Source organism: Bacteroidales bacterium (assembly GCA_012519055.1).
In the GTDB taxonomy this organism is placed as follows: Bacteria; Bacteroidota; Bacteroidia; order Bacteroidales; family Salinivirgaceae; genus JAAYQU01.
Genome location: JAAYQU010000047.1, coordinates 1 through 22,149, shown reverse-complemented (window position 1 = coordinate 22,149; position 22,149 = coordinate 1). Strand labels below are relative to the sequence as shown.

Below are 22,149 nucleotides of genomic sequence, written 5' to 3'. Positions count from 1 at the left end.
CAATCGAAAAGTTTAATATTTGTTTTTGGTACCTTACTGTCAACACTAATATTTTTCAACTCTTGTACAGTGGTTGACAGAGTATATTTTGAAGTGCTAAGACCTGCCGACACAGTTATAAATCTTAATGTTAGAAATGTTGATTTAGTAAATAAGCACTTTATTACTAATCCAAAGCCTGTTTCAAACAAGCAATATGAGAAATGGCAGTTAGATAGTTTACTCTCTTTTGAGTGTGTTAGAGCAGCTTATAATATTTTAGCAGAATCGGAAAGATTTGAATTTGCCCGTGTTGATACAACTTTCAATTCAAATCTCAGCAACAATAATCGCATAGAGCTAAAATTGGTGGATTTAAAAACAGAAGTACTTCAAGAACCTACACGCGACTATTATACAAGACTTTACGTATCGGCTGTAATGGTTGAATATAAGGTTGCATGGGAAATATTGAATAGTAATAACCAAACAGTTTACCAACGCTACTATCACGATACCGTATGGGTTGAAGGTGTAAAAACTTCTTATAACTCTTTGTATGATCTTGTTGATTTTCACAAGGCTGTAAATCATATAGTTAACAGGTGTGGCAAACAATTTGCTAAAACTATTTCTCCGCATTGGAATCAAACCTATCGTTATATTTTCACTTCGGGAAATAATGATTTTGTTGTGGCAAAAAGCTATGTTAGTTCAAATCAATGGGATAAAGCCGAGGACTTATGGAGTAGGTACTCGGATAGTGGAAATAAAAATCTTGCAGGAAAAGCAAATTACAATTTAGCAGTGAAATGCGAAAGAGAGGGAGTTTTACTCCAAGCCCTTGAATTTGCTCAAAAATCTAAAGAGATAGGATTTGCCCCAGCTTTAGAGTATATACAAATTTTGCAAGCACGAATTAGCAATATAGCAATAATTGAGAGTCAAATTCCGTGATAGAATATCAATTGCCGTGCCTTTTAAGGCACGGATAATAAATGAATTAAAAATGGCTTTAGCCTAAATCTATAAAAAACGGCTTACATGGTCAATCAGGAAGAGCATCAAAAAAGAAAAACTTTTGCAGATGAATACAATGAGTTTATTAAGGCTTATGACTTTCAAAACCTGAAAATAAAGTAAGTTTGGGCTAAAGCCTATTTTCTGTGTGTAACCTATTCCACGACTTAAAAGTCGTGGCAATTGAGTGAAAATCAGCCATTTAATTATTCATTGCTAATTGCACATTGTTAATTGCTAAAGTCAGAATCTATACAAATAGTAAAATCCGCTGTTTGTAACTCGCTAGTATCAACAGAGTTTATATCCAAAACCGTAATTGTGCTAATAGTTGTAATTTTCACCCCTTTTAGTTGATTGTTAATATACCACAAAATACCCTCGTTGTTTTTCGTATGGTAAATGCCGTTGATATGGAAAAACAAGCCTCTGTCTTTGAGGTTTTTAAGTATAAAATGCGCCATAGTTGCATCTTTCAATGCCTGAGCTTTAGCTAAGTTCTCTACATTTATTTTCACGCTTTGCATTGGGGACATTTCTGTCATCAATTTATATCCTGGTAGCTCCGCATCAAAAGCAAATGGGAGAGGGACGATTAATTGTTTTGCCTCATCGGTTAGATTATCTAAAGCCTCAAACCCACCACGATTAACCATTGCAGCGTATCTGCGGGGAGTATTTGTTGCAATAACAGGTATTTTATGCTCTTTAGCAACCAAAACTATAGGTTTATAGTCAGTTTTGTAGTTTGACCATAGTTTAGCTTCCTCTTCAAAGTTCCGTTCCGGAATAATACCGTTTAAATACTCATCAATAAGTGTCTGATCATCAGATTCAAACATCTCCATTCCAACAACTATTTGGCGGTCGGTAGCCTCTATGAATGATTTAAGCATTTTTATTTGTAGCCAGTGGGCAATCGAGTTATTATGCAACTCACCAAAGAAAACCAATTCCGATTTAAGGGATACGTTTACCAACTCTTCAAAATCAAGCTCTTTTCCAGTTTTGTCATAAATGGTATATGTCCGCATTTGACACATTAAAATATTTGAGCTTAATAGCATAATTATCAACAATATAGTAGTTCTCATAGTGTGTTTTTTTAGATTGATTGCTAAGTTTTACAATTCAAATAATCTCTTGTGATGCTTATTTAATAAATAAAGCCAACTACGCCATGATATAGTTGGCTTCTTGACAACCCCGTTATATAACAAAACGGGGACAACCAAATAAAAATTTAAAAGCTACCGCAATGTTACAAAAAAATAACAATAATAGCAAAAGAAATATTGTATTTAATTATCGAAATACATTATATTTGACAGTAATAGAACTAATTAAAAATAATTAACAGTGAAACACTTAACTTTTGTAATATTTGCCTTTTTCTTCTCTAATCTTTTCTCGCAGGGACAGCAATTTACGTCTGTTATTCCTAAAAAACATAGTGCTGCTGAAAAATTCTCACTTTTAAATAGTACAAACGATACAATTATTACGTTTGTTAGAGAAGATAATATCAGAAATATTAAAATAAATGAGAATAACTACATTTTAAAGAAAAGTAAAATACTATTTAACAGTAATGAAGATACAGTTGCCTTTTATAAGGGCAAAAGGATATTTTTTCCTTCACAAAATATTGTTGTATCAGAAAAGAAAAAGAAAAACGGTTGGGATTACTATTTAGATAACGATAAGATTCTTGAAATAAACTATACTTATGATAAAAAGGAAAAGAATTATCATATTACAGCTAGTACAGAAGAGCTAAATGAGCTTACAGCAGGTCTATTGCAATTGGGTTTAGGCAGGTTTGATAAACGAGTTTCCATAGAATATGATAACGATGATAATGATTTTACAACAATGTTGATAACTATCTTGGTTTTAACATTATAGCTATAAGACTTAGGCAATTAAAGACTAATAAAACAAAGCCAACTATGCTATTAGTAGTTGGCTTTTTTATTGCATTAATGGGAGTTTATGAAAATATTTTTCTTAAATCACTACAAGACTGCAAAAACTTAATTACAACCAAATAAAAATTAAAATTTTTATTAAAATGTAGTATCTTGATTACTGAATTACGTTTATTAGTTCTATATTTATAAATTAAAAATTTTAAATATAAGAAAATGAGAAAACACTTTTTAAAATCAATTTTAGTAGTTGCCACTTCAGTCTTGTATATTTTGCCGGCCTTCGCGCAAAATTTGTATGTGCGCAACACCGATGATACTCAGGATATTTATACCCTTAGTAGTATCAGCAAGTTGAGTTTTTCTGATGGCAATGTTACTGTACATAAAACAGATAACAGTACTGCTGTACACGCCATTAACGAAATAAGATATATAAGTTTTATCAACTTTATAGGAATTGATATGCCAGATGAACAGGCAAATATGCTAACGGTGTACCCAAATCCGGCAAATAACCTGCTAAACATTATCCTGCCGAGCGATAAACTTGGTGGAGAAATGCAGGTATTTGGCATCGATGGCAAAACGTTGATAAGCCACAAAATTACCAATAGCCAAACGACTCTTGATTTAAACGCTTTGCCACAAGGCATTTACCTCTGCCGTTACGTACACGGCACATATACTGAAACAGTAAAAGTTATTAAACAAAACTAATAACAGGAGAATTAATATGAAAAGAATTATCCCAATAATCAGTTTTTTAATAGCAATTTTTGGCTTATCGTTAAACAGTACTTTTGCTCAGATTGACACAATGTATATCATGAAAAACGGAGCGATTTTGCAACAATACAATATTAACACACAAACAGATAGTATTGTGTTTTATGGAAATAGTGGTTCTGCTTCCAATGATACCCTCTATATTATAAAAAACGGAGTGGTTAATGGTCGATATAGCGTTAATACAGATATAGACAGTATTATTTTTTATAGACCGGAAGTAGAAGACTCAACAGCCGGGACCTTTACAGATCCCAGAGATGGCAATGTATATCAGATAGTACAAATTGGCTCTCAAATATGGATGGCAGAGAACCTAAAATATTTGCCGAGCGTAGTTGGTCCGGAAACAGCCTCAAACAGTGAACCATATTATTATGTCTATGACTATTATGGAACAAGTGTAACAGAAGCCAAAGCTACAGCTAATTACGCCACTTACGGTGTATTATATAACTGGACAGCAGCAATGGCAGGATCGTCAAGTAGTAGCTCTAATCCAAGCGGAGTACAGGGAGTATGTCCTACAGGCTGGCATTTGCCAAGCGATGCAGAATGGGTGCAATTAATAGATTACCTTGGTGGAACAGATATAGCAGGTGGTAAACTTAAAGAAGCCGGAACAGAACACTGGGAAAGTCCAAACGAAGGAGCAACCAACGAATCAGGCTTTACAGCTCTTCCGGCTGGCGACCGATACAATAATGGAAGTTTTATGTACATTGGGTATGTTGGAGACTGGTGGACTACCACAGAGCGTAGTGGCTTTGGTGTACGTAGTTATGGCATGAACTTCTATGCCACTGTAATAGGTGGAGTTTATTACGACAAGGATTGGGGTTTTTCAGTACGCTGTTTGAAGGATTGATTAGGGATGTTTAAAACTTAATAAATATAAGAGGCTGTCTTTACTTTTGAGACAGCCTCTTTTTTAATTGTTCAGTTGTTTATAGAACGTAGTTATATTTAATCTATATCTATCTCATCAATAAAAATAAACGCCTGACCACCAGCACCCAAATGCCAAGATGGAATCTTGCCAAAATTAGTAGCTTTAACCTTTACGTATCGTACAGTTGCATTAACTTTTGCGCTCATATTTTGCGTTTGAATAGTGTAATCGTGAATAGGAACAAGGTTTTTAACTGTAGCCAATTTCTGATACGTTTTACCGTCTTTTGAGCCGTAAAAGGTAACATCCATAGGCATCCAAATCCATGACCTGATATCCTGTACAAATCCTGCGCTTATATACTTTATGGCTTTTACTTTTCCTAAATCAACAATAGCCTCAAAATCAGTACCTTGATAACCTTGCCAATTGCCTAAACGCCAGTTGTCTTGACCCTTTATACCATCAATCAATGCTTCGGCACCGCCTGCATGGTAGCTACTACTCCATTTCGAGAGAATCTCTATCTTTTTATCCAAATCAATCTTTACAAAACCTGCTTCCGTAACAAAGCTGTATCCAAGCTCTTGGTTGTATGCAACAGCCTTTACGGTTGTTGTCTCTTTTAGCGCAAAAGGAGAGGTGTATTCTGTAGAACTTGTATCAGGTTCCGATTCGTCTAAAGTGTAAAATACGTGACAATCCGAAACAACTTTTACAATTTCTACAACCATGCTGTCACGAATTCGTCTATCTTTTGAGTTTACTACAGGAACAGGTAGTATCAGATTATCGGATATATGCGTTACAGGAACATTTTCATCGGCAGTAGCCCATGTTTTATTGGGTTTATCGGTCATGTAAAACTCTAAATGACCGCCAGAAATAATCTCATTATGAGAAATATACGACTTGGGATAATCCACATCATTTAGCTTCACCGAATTGATGTATTTGTTTTTCTCAGTGAGGTTCTTCGCAGTTATTTTAAACCTGTTTCCGTTCTCTAAGTTTATCGACATCTCTGGGAACCATGGTGTACCTATAATATATTCCGGTGCTCCGGGAGTAACAGGATAGAACCCCATAGCACTCATAACAAGCCACGCCGACATTTGACCGCAATCTTCGTTGCCAATCGAGCCATCTGGAGTAGGGGTATAAAACTCGTCCATAATCTTTTTAACGTAGTGTTGAGTCTTCCAAGGTTCGTTTGCGAATACATATAAATAAGCCATATGATGACTCGGTTCGTTGCCGTGTGCATACTGTCCTATAAGACCCGTAATGTCCTTCATATCACGCCCTGAGACATCGGCATTTGTAGTAAATAGTTTATCTAATTGTTCTATCATTCTCTCTTTACCGCCCAAAAGTGAATAAAAACCAGTTATATCGTGAGGCACGTAAAAGCTATATTGCCATGAATTGGCTTCCGTAAAATGCCAATCCACTTTTGTAGGATCAAAAGGCGATAACCAGCCACCGTTAAGTTTGGGGCGCATAAATCCAGTTTCGGGGTCTAAGATATTTTTATAAGACTGTGCACGTTTTATATATTTCTGATAAATATCCTCTTTTCCCATTTTCTTTGACATTACGGCTATACACCAGTCGTTATATGCGTATTCCAATGTTTTGGAGATAGATTCATGCTCCTTATCTCCGGGGATATAACCGTGCTCTCTGTATGGTTTTAGCCCAAAATGGTCTTGTTCGGCACTGTTTATCATTGCTTTTAGAGCCTCCTCGGCATTAAAACCCTCAATCCCTTTCATATAAGCATCGGCAATAACAGAAATAGCGTGATTTCCAATCATACAGTAGGTTTCGTTAGCCGATAGCTCCCAAATTGGCAGCAAACCGCCTAAACGATACATATTTAGCATTGTATTGATAAAATCGGCAGTACGTTTTTGCTCAATTATGGTCATTAGTGGGTGATATGTTCTGTATGTATCCCAAAGTGAGAAAACTGTGTAATTTGTAAAGTCGGTGGCTGTGTGAATATTTTTATCCATTCCCCTGTATCTACCGTCAACATCTTGATAAACATTGGGTTGCAAGTATGTTCTGTAAAGTGCAGTGTAAAAAGCTATATTCTGAGCGATAGAGCCTCCGTTAACCTCTATTTTGCTCAATTCGTTGTTCCACGTGTCGAAAGCCGATTGTTTTACTTTGGCAAAATCCCAATCAGGCAGTTCTGACTCCAAATTTTTCAAAGCACCCGATTCATCAACTGCCGATAATCCTACTTTTATCTCAACAGCTTCGTTATCAGCAATATCAAACTTTATAAAGGCTTTGATATTAGTGCCTTCAACTCTTTTAGTATCAGGTTGTTCTAAGTTGTCTTTAGCTAATATTGCCTGTTCAAATGGTTTAGAGAACTTGATATGAAAATACCAAACCATATCCTTAGCCCAATTAGATGATTGGCGCAAACCTCTGATCTCCGTATCGCTAACAACCTCAATCCATGAGTTAAGGACTTTGTCGCGATGTTCCAAATCGATAATAAACCCCGATTTACCGCCATTTGTAAATGTATATCTATGATAACCTGCTCTTTGCGAGGCTGTAAGCTCAGCCAAAACAGATGGTTTTGTTAGATAAACACTGTAATATCCTGCTTTTGCAACTTCGCTTTTTTTGTCAAATTGTGAGCAATAGTCTTGATTTAAAAACTGCGGTTTCTCTCCCGAAATAGGCATAATCAGAATATCGCCATAATCGCTACATCCAGTGCCGTTTAAGGCAGTGTGCGCAAACCCATAAACAACCGAATCGCTGAAATGATAACCCGAGCAGCCATCCCAACCAGTAAGTCGTGTTTGCGGACTTAACTGAACCATTCCAAACGGCAAACTTGCCCCGGGATACGTGTGCCCATGCGCATCCGTGCCAATAAACGGATTTACATATTCAGCAGGTTGAAGCTTTTCTTTAGTTTTCAGACAAGCGACAAACGTTAACGACAGAGCTGTCAGTAGTGATAATTTTACAAGTGTTTTCATGTTTATTGAGTTAAAAGTTAAAAGTTCATAAAGTTAAAAGTAATTGGAACGCAGATGACACAGATTTAACGGATAATCACAGATTTAACGTAGGGGCGACCCTTGTGGTCGCCCAAAACCTCAATGTTTCTTTTAGTTGAGAGTTCATAAAGTTAAAAAAAATTAATTACCTGAAATTCAAATACATTATAAAGACGAAGTCTTTTCTAAATTTTCTAAACTTTTTAATATTTACTTAGCGCAGTTTAAAAAGTTAAAAAACAATTAATTAACTAAAAATCACCCATATCATAAAGACGAAGTCTTTCCTAAACTATCCTTAACTCCTTAATGGTTATTTAGTTAACGTTCACTAATAACCAACCACAAATCCAAAAATCCGTGTAAATCCGTCTAATCAGTGTGTTCTGTGTTCCAAAAATCCGAAATCCGAAATCACAAATCCGATATCCGTGTAAATCTGTTAAATCTGTGTTTTCTGTGTTCCAATATCCGAAATCAACAAACACTTAACTGTCAACAAACTCTCCACCTCTTCTTTACCCAAATCACATTCCAAAAATACCACAATTTTCTCATTTGGTAAAAGAGTAAAATGGTTTTTGCTAAACTTGCCCTGTTTGTCCCCAAGCGAAAGATGAACATAAGCCATTAAAGTTTTCGCCTCTAACAAAAGTTCGTAACCGTTTTTAATTGGCTTTATATTAATATTATACTCAGCTTTAGGCACTTTTATAGTTCCTAACGGTGCCAAAAACTTCCGATTTGTATATACGTTATCGTCATTTTTAAATGTTGCTTCAAAAAGCGTCGTTTCGGGTGGAAACTTTTCAAACAGATCTGTTGCTGACAAGGAAATAGCATGAACAGAACTGTTAGTCGGAACTGTAATTGTTTTATTAAAAAGAGTCTCTCTTTTCCCCGAAAAGTCAATTGCCGAGAGGGTTACCTCGCCCTTAATATCCGATAATTTATCAGAAACGACAAAAACATCAATGCTGTCATTATGTTTTAGCAATGAAACTATAATGTTGTCAAACAGCTCTTTAATTTTATATTGCAACATTTTGGGAGTGCCGTAAAAATCGGTGCTGCTCCAGCTTGTTACGGACCAACAGTCGTTCAATTGCCAATATAATGTTCCCATACACAGCGGTTTAGCTCTTCGGTGTGCCTCGATAGCCAAGCCAATGCCCTCGGCTTGAATTAGTTGGCTCATATAAATAAAGTCATCAAGCGTTTTAGGATACAGTTTTTCATACTCCAAATATTTTGTAATTGTCTGATAACCAATGCGGTGTTTCTGATGACATAGTAGAGTGGGCGAGAAGAGGCTATCGCATGTTTCCGGCTGAAACGTTCTAATCGTGGATTTAGCTGGCATAGCCTGAAAACCGTATTCGCTCATAAATCGGGGCACTTTATCCAAATATTTACTAAATGGTTGCATTCCCCACCATACGCCCCAGTAGTGCGAATCGTAGTGTGTCATACTCTTGTCGCGCCCCCAACCATAAATGGGCGATGTGGTTGTGTAAAACCTATCCCTGTCGTTTTCTAAAACAAGATTTGGTAAGATATTGTGAAACAGATGTTTATATCCGTTCCAAATATCAGATGAATCGGCTTTTGAAAACTTAAACTCTCTTTGCCAACCCCAATTGTGCCAACCCTCATCAATTTCGTTATTGCCACACCACAGAGCTAACGAGGAATGATTTCGCAACCTTTTTATTTGCTGTTCCGCTTCAACTGATACATTGTCAAAAAACTGAATGTCAATAGGATACATGGCACAAGCAAACATAAAATCTTGCCAAACCATAATTCCGTTTTGGTCGCAGAGGTCGTAAAAAATATCGTTTTCGTATATTCCACCGCCCCAAACACGTAACATATTCATATTCGACTCTTTAGCAAGCGAAATTATATTGGCGTAATCGTTATCGGTTACCTCAGTGACAAAGCTATGTTGTGGTATATAGTTGGCTCCTTTGATAAAAACAGGTGTTCCATTTAGTTTTATATACATCGACTGCCCAATGCTGTCGGGTTCAGACACAACTTCAACTGTCCTGATACCGTATTTTATTTGTTTTGAGTAAATTAGCCCTGCCGTAGAGGTTATTTGCACATCAATATCATAAAGATACGGTTCGCCCAAATCATTACACCACCAGAGTTTTGGCTTATTAATCTCAAGACTAAAGTTATATGTTTTACGCAACGAGTTGATACAGAAATTCGACTGCAAATGCTTTTTGCTATTAACCTTAATTTCAATTTTTGCATCTTCGTTTTTTCTGTTTGCAATATCGAAGCTAATATCAACCGTTGCTTTGTCGGGTGTGACGGACTCTGTTTTGATATAAAAATTTTCGACCAAATTGTTGTCCCAAGCCTTTAAATAAACAGGTTTCCATATACCCGATGTAATAAAAGTAGGACCCCAATCCCAGCCAAAATGATATGCGGCTTTGCGCGCAAAAACATACTTTCCGCCGGGCAATGTTACTCTGTAAGATGCTGAATCACTGTATGTTTGGTTGTAAGCAGATTTAAAAACTATATTTAGCTCATTTTCGCCACTACGAACAATATTACTAATATCGAATGCCCACTCTCTAAACATATTATTTGTGTTTCCTAAAACAGTATTGTTTAGCTTGATTTCAGCGTAAGTATCTAATCCTTCGAATATTAGATAAATATTCTCTTTTTCAAGCAGAGCTTTATCAGCAATAAAAGTTGTTTTATACTCCCAATCTTGTTTATCAATCCACTGTAGTGAATCCTCGTTGCAAGCGTAAAAAGGGTGGGGAATAGCCACATTTTTAAATAAATCGGTGTGAACAATGCCTGGTACAGTAGCAGGAAGCCATTTTTCTTCATTCGCTTGCGAAAATTGCCAATTCTGGTCTAAATTCTTAATTATCAGAGTTTGCTTGTTGTTACTCTTGCACGATATTAATATTACTGCGAGTAGCAAAAAAATAGAAGTAAAGATAGCTGTTTTAATTTTTTTTGAGGGATAATTTGACATATTGCAATAATTTATCAATGGTCGAGGCTATGTGGAGTAGCGGATTTGCAGTATATAACTTTCGATATTTTATTTTAATTTTTGAAAGAACCGTCATTGCATATTTTATGTTAGCGATTAGTTTTATTTCAATTTTTTCATTGTGTTGCTTGCAAGTAATGATTTCATCTGTGTAATAGCCACTTTGTTGAGCTGCATAAGTCTTTCGCTTTGAGACAAACCTTGTCTAATAAGTAAAGCGTTTACACTCTCCATATTGCTCAATACAACAAGTTGTTCCAATGTAGCATAATCCCGTATGTTTCCTGTCTTGTCTGGATTGCTGTCGCGCCACTCTTTCGCCGTAATTCCGAAAAGAGCGACATTCAGCAAATCGGCTTCATTAGCATAAATAAAGTTTATCTGCTGCTTGGTAATTTCTTGCGGGATAAGGTTTTCCTTGATGGCATCAGTGTGAATTTGGTAGTTTACTTTTGCAAGTGTACGTTGCAGGTTCCATTCTAATTTTAGGTGGTCGTTTTCTTCGCTTTTGAGGCGTTGGAACTCTTTCACAAGATATATTTTGAATTGTGGGCTAATCCACATTCCAAATTCAAAGGCGATGTCGGGATGGGCGTATGTTCCGCCATATCTGCCTGCGGTTGCCTTTAGCCCTATTGCATTGGTTTTATCAACCCATTCTTTTACGCTAAGTTTGTAACTATTCAAACCTGCTTGACTTTTAATTATGGCAAATTCGCCATAATTAAAATCAGGGTTATAAACCGATTCCCAAATACCAAGATATTCAATCGTATTTCGATTACGAAGCCAATCGGAAATAAAAAAGTCACCATCTTTAGCTTTCAGCATATCGGTTAACGAAATGTATTCTTGTTCTTTTTCAAGAATAATAGATATCTCTTTACCTTCAACCGTTATTTTTTTTGCCATAGTTCATTGTTGCTTTATATTGCGTGAAATTATAAATTACAAAATTATCATTATTTATTGATAATTTTGTTACTTCGATTCCTCGAATTTAAAAGTAAAGAAAAGGCTGAACGAAGACTCAAAACTGTTGCAAACCACCAAATAACGGCTAACACAACTCTTTATGCCTAAAACAGCTTGTTAAATGGTCGTTAACCATTCCTGTTGCCTGCATAAACGAATATATTATCGTGGCTCCAATAAAAGACATACCTCTGCCTTTTAAATCCTTGCTTATCGCTTCGGAAAGGGGTGTCTTGGCGGGAACCTCATCCATTGTCTTAAAGTGATTGATAATAGGTTTTCCGTCAACCCAATTCCAATAGTAGTTCGAGAATGAACCATATTTTTCAACAATATCAATAAAAACCTTAGCGTTTTTAATGGCAGAGCTTATTTTCAATCTGTTACGAATAATTCCACCTGTTAACATAAGAGTCTCCACGTCATCATTGGTCATTCTCGCAACCTTTTCGGGATTAAATCCAAAGAAACAGCTTCTATACTCGTCGCGTTTGTGAAGAATAGTGCGCCAGCTTAACCCTGCCTGTGCGCCCTCTAATACTAACATCTCAAAAAGTCTGTTGTCATCAAACAGAGGCACACCCCACTCTTTATCGTGGTATTCCACATATTTCTCGTCGCTTAATATAGCCCATGGACAACGTTTTTTGTTCAAATTCATGATTGTTAACTATTTGTTTATAACGCTTTTATAGGTAAAAGGTAAAAGGAGCAAGGTAAAATTTTTTAACGCCTTGAAAGGCGTTATAGTTGTTTATTTCAACAAGTTACGAATTGTTAATAACACTCTTCTGTCTTTTGTCTTTAATTTTCAATCGTTTTTATCGAGCGTTCAAAGTTTTTCATGTAGTGTATCATGTACAAATGATGATTAGCATAACCTGTTCCGCTTTTTGTCTGTTTCATATCGAAAAACATATGGAGAAGTTCCGGTTTGTATTTGTCTAAACAGCATCTAAAGTCCTTACCGTATCTATGAACAGCCCCAATAAAATATTTTGCAATATCGTATCCTTCAAAAGCTCTGTTTGAGGGTTCAGTATTATAAAAAGCTCTGTATTGTCTGACAAAATTAATTACGTTCTCTTTAGTGTAGTCACAATAGGAGAGAGAGAACAGATGTGTGTTTAGATTGTGGAAAAACTCAAGTTTAATATTATCAAATCTGGACCATCTCGGCTGTCCAAATAAAATAATACTCTTTTCTGCAGTTAAAGTATTGAGACGTGCAACAATGTCGCTTACAAAAGCTTTATCTCTTGACGGCATTATTATAACCACCGAATCATTGTTTGTAAACAGATCCATTAATTGGGTCTCCATGCCTTTATGGTACGTAAACTCAGTGTATTTTAACTTCCCAATGGTTTCAGGAGTATATTTATTAAAAATATGTTGCTTAAGAGCAGGAATATACGTTGAGTCATATTGATTACCGTCAAATATTACTACATAACTATCACTTTTAATGTCATTTATATGTTTTATAGATTCGTCATCCTGTATTTTTTGAGATGGACTGACCATAAATGCATTTTCATTATCCTCAAGAAACTTATCATCGGTGGAGAGGGGGCTGACTATAGGAATATTATACTTTTTGGCTTCCTGCGACACGATTTCAATGTTTTTGCTGAATGCAGGTCCAATTATTAAATCTAAATTTTTAAAGTCCTCAGAATTACATATTTGACGGACAACATATTGACTGTTTTGTGTATCAAATACATGCAACTCAGCCAAAAGATTTTTCTCCTTTAAGTCGTTCATTGCTAGCAATAAACCCTGATAAAACTCAACGAATTGTCTCGAGCGCTCAAATATTTGGGGAATAGTTCTTGTTTGTGTCAGAGTGTCGTTAATGTTTGTATAAAACGGCAACATTAATCCAACCTTTACAGTGCGATATATATTTTGCTCTTTACAAGGGCATGGAGCGACAATAGGTTCTTGAGTAGGCTCATGTCGGGTTGTCTCTTCTGACAACTGTTTTATTGGAAGTTTCAACAATTCGCCAGCCATAAGCTCTCGGCTGTTTAGTGCGGGATTAATTGTTTTTATTTCATCAATCGACACCTCGTAAAGCCTTGATATACTGAAAAGTGTCTCTTTAGGTTTTACTTTATGATATTGAAATGTTGTATCGGTTTGTGTTGTGCTAACTTGCGTTATTACTTCCACCATATCGCGAGGAACTCTTATTTTTTCTCCAACACTTATAATGTCATTATCCTTTAGTTTTGAGTTATTTTTTTTCAGGTCTTCAAGTTTAACCCCATATTTTCTTGATATAGCCATCAGTGTCTCTTTCTCTTGCACTGTGTGATATATAAACTGTTTATCTTGTTCTATATCAACAATTTCTACATCATCATTTGCTTGTAGTAATAGTTTCTGACCTACACTAATGCTAACCTCCGAACCCGGATTTAGCTTATAAATATCACTCGGTTTTAAATTATATTTCAGTGATATTCTGTAAATATTTTCACCTTTTTGAACCACATGGTATAGAGGTATAGAGTCTTTAATCTCGGAGGCTGTTTTTTTGTCAGCTTCTAAACAGGGGATTTTCAGTGCAGAGCCAATTTCCAATGATGTTGGTAATACTAACGGATTTGCAGCCGTTAAACTGTCGTATGGGATATTGTATGTTTTTGAAATATTATAGAGGGTTTCGCCACGTTTTACAATGTGGATAATATAGGATTTTCCTGATATAATAACTCTGTTTTGTCTCCCTGCAGGTTGTGCCTGAGCGTAACAGCAAGCTACTGATAACAAGAAGATAATGACAATTGAATAATACCTCATTATGTTATTTTTAGTTTCTGACCTTATTCCAATCATACAAAAATATAACTAATTTTTGATTTTTACAGATTGATATGATATAACATCACAAACTTTTAATTTCAGATTGCATAAAATTGAAAAGCATCCGAAGATTACTCAACGGATGCTTTTACTAAGCAAATAACTGCATATGAAAAATAGCCATGAATCGTTATTAACTGTTCAAATCTCGTGCCATTATTCGTATAAACTGCTATCGAGATAAGTATTTTCAAAATAAAATGAGTTTGTGATATTTAAAATACCTCTTATAGAGGATATTTTCGACTGAGCCTCAACGTTATCTGGTTCTATTTCCAAGACTTTATAAAAAAAGTTCAGCGAATCGCCGTACTTTTGTTGCATCATAGTGATTTTTCCGCCTAAAAGGAGGTTTTTAACACTTTTGTTAGACTCTAAACGGGCATTAAGTGCTTCTAATGCCTCATCTAATCTATGTTCTTCAATCAGTTTTTCTATATTAATATTTTCCATTGTCGCTAATTTTATCACTACTAACACTTAAGTAGCTTATTTGTTTATTGAATTGCTATTGAAACATTGCGACAAACATTGAGCCAAAAGTTATAGAGAGACACCATAAATACAGTGTCTCTGCAATACACTGATATTCAATAGATTAATTAATAATTGCTCATTGCTCATTGCTGAGACGCCATAATATGACGTCTCTACAACACACTGACATTCAGTCAACTAATTGCTCATTGTTCATTGCACATTGCTAATTGCCTTAAACGATTCCCGCAAATCCCATAAACGCCATAGCCAAAATGCTTGCTGTTATCAAAGCAATAGGTATGCCTTTCATACCTTTGGGGATACTTACTAAGTCAAGCTGCTCTCTGATACCTGCAAAGAGTACCAACGCAAATGCAAAGCCTAATGCTATTGAGAATGCGTAAACTGCTCCTTCTAATAACGTGTACCCTTTTTGAATGGTCATAATGGCGATACCAAGTACCGCACAGTTTGTTGAAATTAACGGCAAATAAACACCAAGTGCCTGATAGAGTGGTGGGGCAACCTTTTTCAAAACTATCTCGACCAACTGTACCAATGAGGCGATGATTAATATAAAGACTATTGTTTGAAGATATCCAATTCCAAACGGGTCAAGCGCATACTTTTGAACTAAAAATGTAACTACGGTCGATAGAACCAATACAAAAGTTACAGCACCGCCCATGCCAACTGCTGTGTCAATTTTTTTGGATACTCCCATAAATGGGCAAATTCCAATTATTTGGCTCAACACTATATTGTTGACAAAAATTGACGATATGATTATGGTTATATATATCATGTTGATTCCTCCTTATGCTTTACGTAATCTGTTAATTATTGCAATAACGTATCCTAACACCATAAATGCACCTGGTGCAAGTATAAATATTAGCGTTGTTACGGGGTTTCCCGACTCATCTACAGGGTAAATCGGTACGTTAATACCAAATATCGAACCAGCCCCCAAAAGCTCACGAATTGTGCCTAAAATGGTCAGAGCCATTGCGAAACCAAGTCCCATGCTTATACCGTCAATCATTGAATCAAAAACGCTATTTTTTGATGCGAACGCTTCGGCGCGCGCCAAAATTATACAGTTAACCACAATCAGCGGGATATAAATTCCTAATGCTGCATGCAAGCTGGGCAAATAAGCCGACATAGTTAAATCAACCAAAGTAACGAACGTAGCTATAATAACTATAAACGAGGGTATTCGCACTTTATCGGGGATAAGATTCTTGACTAATGATATAGCCATGTTTGACGACATCAGAACAAACGTTGTTGCGAGTCCCATACCTAATCCGTTTATTGCCGAGTTTGATACGGCAAGGGTAGGACAGAGCCCTAATAGTAGGACAAAAACGGCATTCTCCTTAAAGAAACCTTTTGTTAGATTTTGTTTGAAATTCATTTGTCACCTCCTTCTGTTAAAGTCTTATCTGCTTGTTCTTCTGTATCGTTAGATGCTTGTGAACTTGTTGTGGCTGACGTAGTTCCGTCAACGCAGCCTGTTAAAGCCCTGTGGGCGCGTTCTACCGCATCGCAAAATGCGCGTGAGCTTACTGTGGCTGCGGTTATAGCGTCAACATCGCCACCATCTTTTTTAACTCTTAGTTTAAACGTTTCAGGATTTTTGTTCATAAACTGATCCTTAAAACTTGGATCGCTCATTTTTGTACCCAATCCCGGAGTCTCTTGATGTTCGAGTACCGAAATATTGTATATCGAGCCATCAGGTGTAAAACCAACCATTAGCCAAACTTCGCCGCTAAATCCGTTGTTGGTAAAAGTCTTAACGGCTGTTCCTACTATTGAGTCTCCCATTTTTGCATGATACGCATCTAAAGTAACGCCCTCATCTGTAGTTAGTTGGCATTTGGATTCGTTTAAATCATTATCAAACTCAGGAACGACCTGTTTTACAGCTTCAAGATTTTTATTTTGTTTTGCCAGTTCAATCGGTTCTTTAGTAAGTTCGTAAACATAACCCAAAGCTGTTGCCGACACCAATGTTATTACTAACAACGTGATCAGCATATTTAAAAATGTAGATTCTTTTTTAGCCATGTTTAACCTCCTTTCCAAAGCGTTTAGGTTTTATATATCTGTTGATTAGTGGTACAAATGCATTCATTATCAATATAGCAAATGATACTCCTTCGGGATATGCGCCCCATGTACGAATAATTATCGTAAGTGCGCCAATACCAATACCGAAGATTATCATTCCTTTGCTCGACATGGGCGAAGTTACCATATCCGTTGCCATATAAATTGCTCCCAGGAACAGACCTCCAGTAAGTAAATGAAACATCGGCGAGATATATTGCTCTGGGTTAACCAAATGCAGTATTCCTGAGAAAATAAAAACAGTAGCAAATATTGATACTGGAATATGCCAGGTAATAATTCTACGATAAAGCATATAAAGACCGCCCAATAGGATAAACAGTGCCGAAATCTCACCTATACAACCCTCCATATTTCCTACAAAGTAGTTGAATATATGTCCCATATCAGCCAGGTTTGGCATAACTTCATTCAGGGGTTCGCCACTTTTGAAAGCAGCTTTGGCAAGTCCAAGCGGTGTAGCTCCTGAATATCCATCAATCAAAGTAAATCTGTTGGCGGGCCACGATGTCATCTCAACAGGAAATGAAATCAACATAAAAACCCTACCAACAAGTGCCGGGTTAAACGGATTATTGCCCAATCCACCGAACGACATTTTTGCTACCCCAATAGCTACAAGAGAGCCTATAATTATCATCCAAATTGGAATTGATGATGGTAGGTTGAAAGCTAAAAGCATTCCCGTTATTATTGCAGAGCCATCGAATACAGTGAGCTTGCCCTTTAATATAAACTTCTGAATTAAAAATTCAAACACCATGCACGATACAACAGCAGTGAGCGTTACAATAAGCGCCGATATACCAAAAAAGTAAACCGAAACCGCTAACACCGGTATCAAGCTGAATATCACGCCATACATTATTGACGAGATAGAGTCACTACCTTTGGCATGGGGTGAAGGTGAAACAATTAATTTACGATTCATTAGTACGATATTTAATTGATTATCAATTACTTTCTATTGCGAATGATTTTTCCAACAGTCGATTTTCCAAGTCTAACATAATCCAATAGCGGACGACTAGACGGACACGTAAAACTGCACGAGCCACATTCGATACAATCCATTACTTTATCTTTTTCTGCCTCGCTCCACATCTGTCTCTCGGAGTATGCCATAAGCAGATATGGCTCAAGCCCCATCGGACAAACAGAAACGCAGCGAGCACAACGGATACAGTTGTTTTGTTCTTTTCTGTAGCCCTCTTTTTTGCTTAATACAACTATACCACTTGTGCCTTTCGTTACAGGGATATCTAAATTGCTTATCGCTTTGCCCATCATAGGACCGCCACTTATGACTTTGGTGGCGTTTTCATCAATGCCGCCGGCATAATCGAGCAACTTTTGTACAGGCGTGCCTATTCTAACTAACAGATTTGACGGTTTTTCCAGCGATTTTCCTGTTACGGTTACAACTCTTTCAATCAGTGGTTTGTTCTTTACAACAGCTTCGTAAACTGCAAATGCAGTTCCGATATTCTGTACTACTGCGCCTACCTCTATCGGGAGCTTTCCACTTGGTACTTCACGATTTATGATTGCTTTAATAAGCTGTTTTTCAGCCCCTTGTGGATATTTTACTTTTAGAGGTACAACTTTGATACCCGGGTAGTTCTTAGCCGTTTCGGTCAGTTTTTTAATTGCATCGGGCTTATTGTTCTCTATCCCGATAGCTGCATCGCTGACATTCAGGGCTTTCATAAGTATCGAGGTGCCAATCATTATTTCGTTATCGCGTTCGAGCATCAACCTGTGGTCTGATGTTAAGTAAGGCTCGCACTCAACGCCGTTAATAATCAGAATTTCAGCCTTTTTGCCCTGTGGGACGGTCAGTTTGACGTGTGCGGGAAAGGTTGCACCGCCAAGTCCAACGATACCAGCCTCGGCAATCTTTTGTATAATATCTATTGAAGTGTCGTAATCTTTCTTCAGGTCGGTCGAGCGGTCGATGAACTCTTCCCATTCATCGCCCTCGACTGCGATTGTGATAGCCATTCTGCGGTATCCAGATGTATCGAACACCTCTTCAATTTTTTGCACCGTACCCGATACCGATGAGTGAATATTTGCAGATACAAAGCCGTTCTGTTTGGCAATCAGAGTTCCAACTTTTACTTTATCATTTTTCTGCACTAAAATCTGTGAGGGCACACCAATATGTTGTGATATTGGTATCGTCACAGTCTCAGGTAACGGAAGAACCTCTATTGGAGAGTTTGCCGAAATTTTATTTTCCGGTGGATGAACACCACCCATTTTAAATGTTTTAAGCACAGTATATCTCCTCAATTAAAGTGTGTTAATGTTAATTTTCGTTAGTAACACCGCTTGTTTCAGCGTTTTTATTCTCTTTCCTTGGTGGAAAATTTAATTCTGTAATTGCGTTAGTTGGACAAACCTCAACGCATTTCCTACATAGCTTGCACTTGTTGAAATCAATGTATGCAACATTGTTTTGAATGGTAATTGCTTCGTGGGGGCACTCTTTTGCACATTTGCCACAGCCTATACATGCAACCGCACACGCTTTCTTTGCTATCGCACCCTTGTCGCAGTTAACGCAACTAACATAAATGCGACGGCTTTTAGGTCCTTTCTTGCGCAGTTCGATAATATTCCGCGGACAAGCCTTTACACACGCTCCACAGGCGACACAATGTTCTTCGTCTATCACAGGCAGTCCTGTTGTTGGGTCGATGTGTATTGCATTGAACTTACAAGCGTCAACACAGTCGCCATAGCCGAAACAGCCGTATGCACAGTCAGTTTCTCCTATATAGACTGATTGAGCAATTGCACAGTTCTTTGCTCCTTGAAAAACTGATGTTCTTGGTCTGTTCTCTAGTGTGCCGTTGCATCGTATGACAGCAATCATAGGCTCCGAGGTCTTAACCTCTTGTCCCAAAATCTTAGCAACTGCACTCATAACAGAGTCACCGCCGGCAGGACATTTCAGTTCCGAAATATCGTCAGCCTTGACTAAAGCTTCGGCTAATCCACGACAACCGGGATAACCACATCCTCCGCAGTTTGCCGATGGCAATACGGCTTCAACCTCATCTATCCGAGGATCTTCATATACCTGGAACTTTTTGGCTGCATAATAGAGCATTATGGCTGCAATAGCTCCGATAGCACATAGTGTAATAATTGATAATAAAACTATCTGACTCATAGATGTTTATATATTATTTAACTTCTCAATTTTAAATGTCATAGATTGCGACAGCTGTTTCCCGAACAGTTTAAGCGCAATATAATAAAGGACTGTTACGCAAATCGCTGCTACAGCCGACTTCCACTCTGCGAGACCAAGCGTTTCTCCTAAAACCAATACCGCAATAATCAGTATAAATGGGATTACGTAAGCAATAAAGACAGCTTTATATCCCTGTGTGGTTTTAAGTGTTACCTGAACCTCTTCTCCAACTTCGTAATTTTCGGGGGTAATGTTTGCCGTTATTCGTCTCTCTTTCGTATCTACAGAAAGGCACGACCCTTTTACTTGACACGAAACGCAGGCTGACGTTTGCTGAATCGATATCTCAGCGATGTTTTTATTTATTGAAAGTATAATTCCCTTGTGTTGGATCATTATATTTTAAATAAGGAACAGCAAAGTTAAAATATGTTTTTAAAGATTGTACAGGTTTTTATTAAAATTTATCAACAGAGGGGGGAATTCAATTAGCAATTAGCAATTAACAATTAGCAATTTAGTAAAAAGGTGCAAGGTGAAAGTTAAAAGTGTCGCCCTACGGGCGAAAGTCGAGGGGGCTGGTAATATATATATGTTTTGTAGGCTTTAGCACAAACAGGAAAAGAAGTTAGTAATTGAGTTAATAGCAGAAGGTTAAACATCAAGCACATGTTATAGCTTGTTTGTCATTTTATACAAATTTATTTACTTTATTTTCAATAGTTTGCTTTACAATTTCCCAGTCAGTATCAAGTAAAGTTATTGGGTCAAAATCTTCTTCTGCATCATCAAAATATGTTAGACTTTTTAATATGTGAAAATGTGCGGTGTCTGGATATTTTTTTGAAAACAGCTCGAACATATCAGATAATGAGTATGTTTTCATTAATTCGTAAATATCAAAGAAATCTTTTTTTGCTCCTCTGTTAGCAATTGCAGAAAGTTTCATCGGAATTATATCTTCAACTGATAATAAACGTATTCCGTCTTCATTTTTTAACTCTTTTAAAAGAGGATAGGCGTATTTTACAAAATCCACTTTTACAAATTCATTATTCGTATTTTTCTTTCTGGCATTGATTATCAAAGAGTTTTTCTCTTTCTGTATAATCACTTGCAGTTCTAAATCTTGACGTAATTCCGACAAAATCTCATTTGTATCAAAATCAGTTTCAGAAAACAAATCAATATCGACAGAGATACGATGTCCTAATTGCAAGGCTAATGCAGTTCCTCCGACTAAAAAAGTCTGTCTCAAACTATCATATTTCATCAGAATTTTTAGTAATTCCAAAGTTTCTGGATAGACGGCTCTGTATTGTAACATCTGAATTGTTGTTTGGGTATTTTAAAGTATTTGCTACAAAAATTTAACGTTACTTTGTCTAAATAACGAATTTTCAATGTTTCATTTTTTATACGTTCAAGTCCGTAATATTTTTTAATCTCGAACCAATCATTTAACGTTCCTCGCATTAAAACCCGCTCGATAATAAGCCTTGAATGTTTTTCATAATCAAGTTTATTGATGTCGGTATCCCAAAATAATGTTTTTGATAACTCCATAAACCTTACTTTTTCCCAGTTTTCGCAAATTCAGTGCATTTTTCTTGTTCTGCAATTCTTAGAACAGAGAAACCTAATTTAATTGTTTTACTAAACTTGAGTGTTTTACTTTTGTAAGCTCATATAAAAGCCAGTCAAATATAGCAAATAAATCTGATTAAAAACATTTGCATTTGCGGATGTTTTTTGCTTTACAAAAAGTACTTTTT

Annotated in this window: 20 protein-coding genes; 4 read left to right on the top strand and 16 right to left on the bottom strand. The window is 36.6% G+C overall.

Annotation, left to right across the window (positions count from 1 at the left end; all coding sequences use genetic code 11):
- The first annotated feature begins 69 nt into the window (after positions 1–69).
- A complete protein-coding gene (locus tag GX311_10070) occupies positions 70–936 on the top strand; it encodes a hypothetical protein (protein ID NLK16730.1) in 867 nt (288 codons plus the stop codon).
- 293 nt (positions 937–1,229) lie between these two features.
- On the opposite strand, the gene GX311_10065 is transcribed toward GX311_10070, so the two are convergent.
- Positions 1,230–2,093: a ChaN family lipoprotein gene (locus GX311_10065; GenBank protein ID NLK16729.1), complete on the bottom strand. Its 864-nt coding sequence runs from the start codon at positions 2,091–2,093 to the stop codon at positions 1,230–1,232.
- Positions 2,094–2,358: 265 nt separating this feature from the next.
- Here GX311_10065 and GX311_10060 point away from each other — a divergent pair, with 265 nt between their 5' ends.
- From GX311_10060 to GX311_10050, 3 genes are all read left to right on the top strand, one after another.
- Positions 2,359–2,907, top strand: coding sequence for a hypothetical protein (locus GX311_10060; GenBank protein ID NLK16728.1), 549 nt, complete (start codon positions 2,359–2,361; stop codon positions 2,905–2,907).
- Between the two features lie 239 nt (positions 2,908–3,146).
- Entirely contained in the window at positions 3,147–3,650 is a 504-nt protein-coding gene (locus GX311_10055) for a T9SS type A sorting domain-containing protein (protein NLK16727.1), read from the top strand.
- A 16-nt stretch (positions 3,651–3,666) separates the two neighbouring features.
- Positions 3,667–4,587 carry a hypothetical protein gene (locus GX311_10050; GenBank protein ID NLK16726.1) on the top strand — a complete coding sequence of 307 codons (921 nt, stop codon included), beginning with the start codon at positions 3,667–3,669 and terminating at the stop codon, positions 4,585–4,587.
- 98 nt (positions 4,588–4,685) lie between these two features.
- Here the strand turns inward: GX311_10050 and GX311_10045 are convergent, their stop codons facing one another.
- The 15 genes from GX311_10045 to GX311_09975 form a co-directional block, all read right to left on the bottom strand.
- Positions 4,686–7,628: a glycoside hydrolase family 92 protein gene (locus GX311_10045; GenBank protein ID NLK16725.1), complete on the bottom strand. Its 2,943-nt coding sequence runs from the start codon at positions 7,626–7,628 to the stop codon at positions 4,686–4,688.
- A 463-nt stretch (positions 7,629–8,091) separates the two neighbouring features.
- Positions 8,092–10,671, bottom strand: coding sequence for a glycoside hydrolase family 2 protein (locus GX311_10040; GenBank protein NLK16724.1), 2,580 nt, complete (start codon positions 10,669–10,671; stop codon positions 8,092–8,094).
- Positions 10,672–10,794: 123 nt separating this feature from the next.
- Positions 10,795–11,604, bottom strand: coding sequence for a KilA-N domain-containing protein (locus GX311_10035; protein ID NLK16723.1), 810 nt, complete (start codon positions 11,602–11,604; stop codon positions 10,795–10,797).
- Positions 11,605–11,752: 148 nt separating this feature from the next.
- The gene (locus GX311_10030) at positions 11,753–12,328 is read right to left on the bottom strand and encodes a DNA-3-methyladenine glycosylase I (protein NLK16722.1); all 576 of its coding nucleotides are present in this window, start codon (positions 12,326–12,328) and stop codon (positions 11,753–11,755) included.
- Positions 12,329–12,471: 143 nt separating this feature from the next.
- Entirely contained in the window at positions 12,472–14,481 is a 2,010-nt protein-coding gene (locus GX311_10025; protein NLK16721.1) for a LysM peptidoglycan-binding domain-containing protein, read from the bottom strand.
- 219 nt (positions 14,482–14,700) lie between these two features.
- The gene (locus tag GX311_10020; GenBank protein NLK16720.1) at positions 14,701–14,997 is read right to left on the bottom strand and encodes a hypothetical protein; all 297 of its coding nucleotides are present in this window, start codon (positions 14,995–14,997) and stop codon (positions 14,701–14,703) included.
- Positions 14,998–15,256: 259 nt separating this feature from the next.
- The gene (locus tag GX311_10015) at positions 15,257–15,829 is read right to left on the bottom strand and encodes an electron transport complex protein RnfA (GenBank protein ID NLK16719.1); all 573 of its coding nucleotides are present in this window, start codon (positions 15,827–15,829) and stop codon (positions 15,257–15,259) included.
- 12 nt (positions 15,830–15,841) lie between these two features.
- Positions 15,842–16,447, bottom strand: a complete 606-nt coding sequence (locus GX311_10010; protein NLK16718.1) for an electron transport complex subunit E — start codon at positions 16,445–16,447, stop codon at positions 15,842–15,844.
- Complete coding sequence (locus GX311_10005; protein NLK16717.1) at positions 16,444–17,103, bottom strand: RnfABCDGE type electron transport complex subunit G; 660 nt, start codon at positions 17,101–17,103, stop codon at positions 16,444–16,446. The genes GX311_10010 and GX311_10005 overlap by 4 nt, the downstream gene beginning before the upstream one ends.
- Positions 17,096–18,097, bottom strand: a complete 1,002-nt coding sequence (locus GX311_10000; protein ID NLK16716.1) for an RnfABCDGE type electron transport complex subunit D — start codon at positions 18,095–18,097, stop codon at positions 17,096–17,098. The genes GX311_10005 and GX311_10000 overlap by 8 nt, the downstream gene beginning before the upstream one ends.
- 26 nt (positions 18,098–18,123) lie before the next feature.
- A complete protein-coding gene (gene rsxC / locus GX311_09995; protein ID NLK16715.1) occupies positions 18,124–19,449 on the bottom strand; it encodes an electron transport complex subunit RsxC in 1,326 nt (441 codons plus the stop codon).
- Positions 19,450–19,480: 31 nt separating this feature from the next.
- Positions 19,481–20,341: a Fe-S cluster domain-containing protein gene (locus GX311_09990; protein NLK16714.1), complete on the bottom strand. Its 861-nt coding sequence runs from the start codon at positions 20,339–20,341 to the stop codon at positions 19,481–19,483.
- A gap of 15 nt (positions 20,342–20,356) precedes the next feature.
- Positions 20,357–20,770 (bottom strand): SoxR reducing system RseC family protein, encoded by a 414-nt coding sequence (locus tag GX311_09985; protein ID NLK16713.1) that lies wholly within the window; start codon positions 20,768–20,770, stop codon positions 20,357–20,359.
- A gap of 295 nt (positions 20,771–21,065) precedes the next feature.
- Complete coding sequence (locus tag GX311_09980; GenBank protein NLK16712.1) at positions 21,066–21,701, bottom strand: nucleotidyl transferase AbiEii/AbiGii toxin family protein; 636 nt, start codon at positions 21,699–21,701, stop codon at positions 21,066–21,068.
- On the bottom strand, positions 21,656–21,940 hold the full coding sequence (locus GX311_09975) for a hypothetical protein (protein ID NLK16711.1): 285 nt from the start codon (positions 21,938–21,940) through the stop codon (positions 21,656–21,658). Before GX311_09975 ends, GX311_09980 begins: the two co-directional genes overlap by 46 nt.
- Positions 21,941–22,149: the final 209 nt, after the last annotated feature.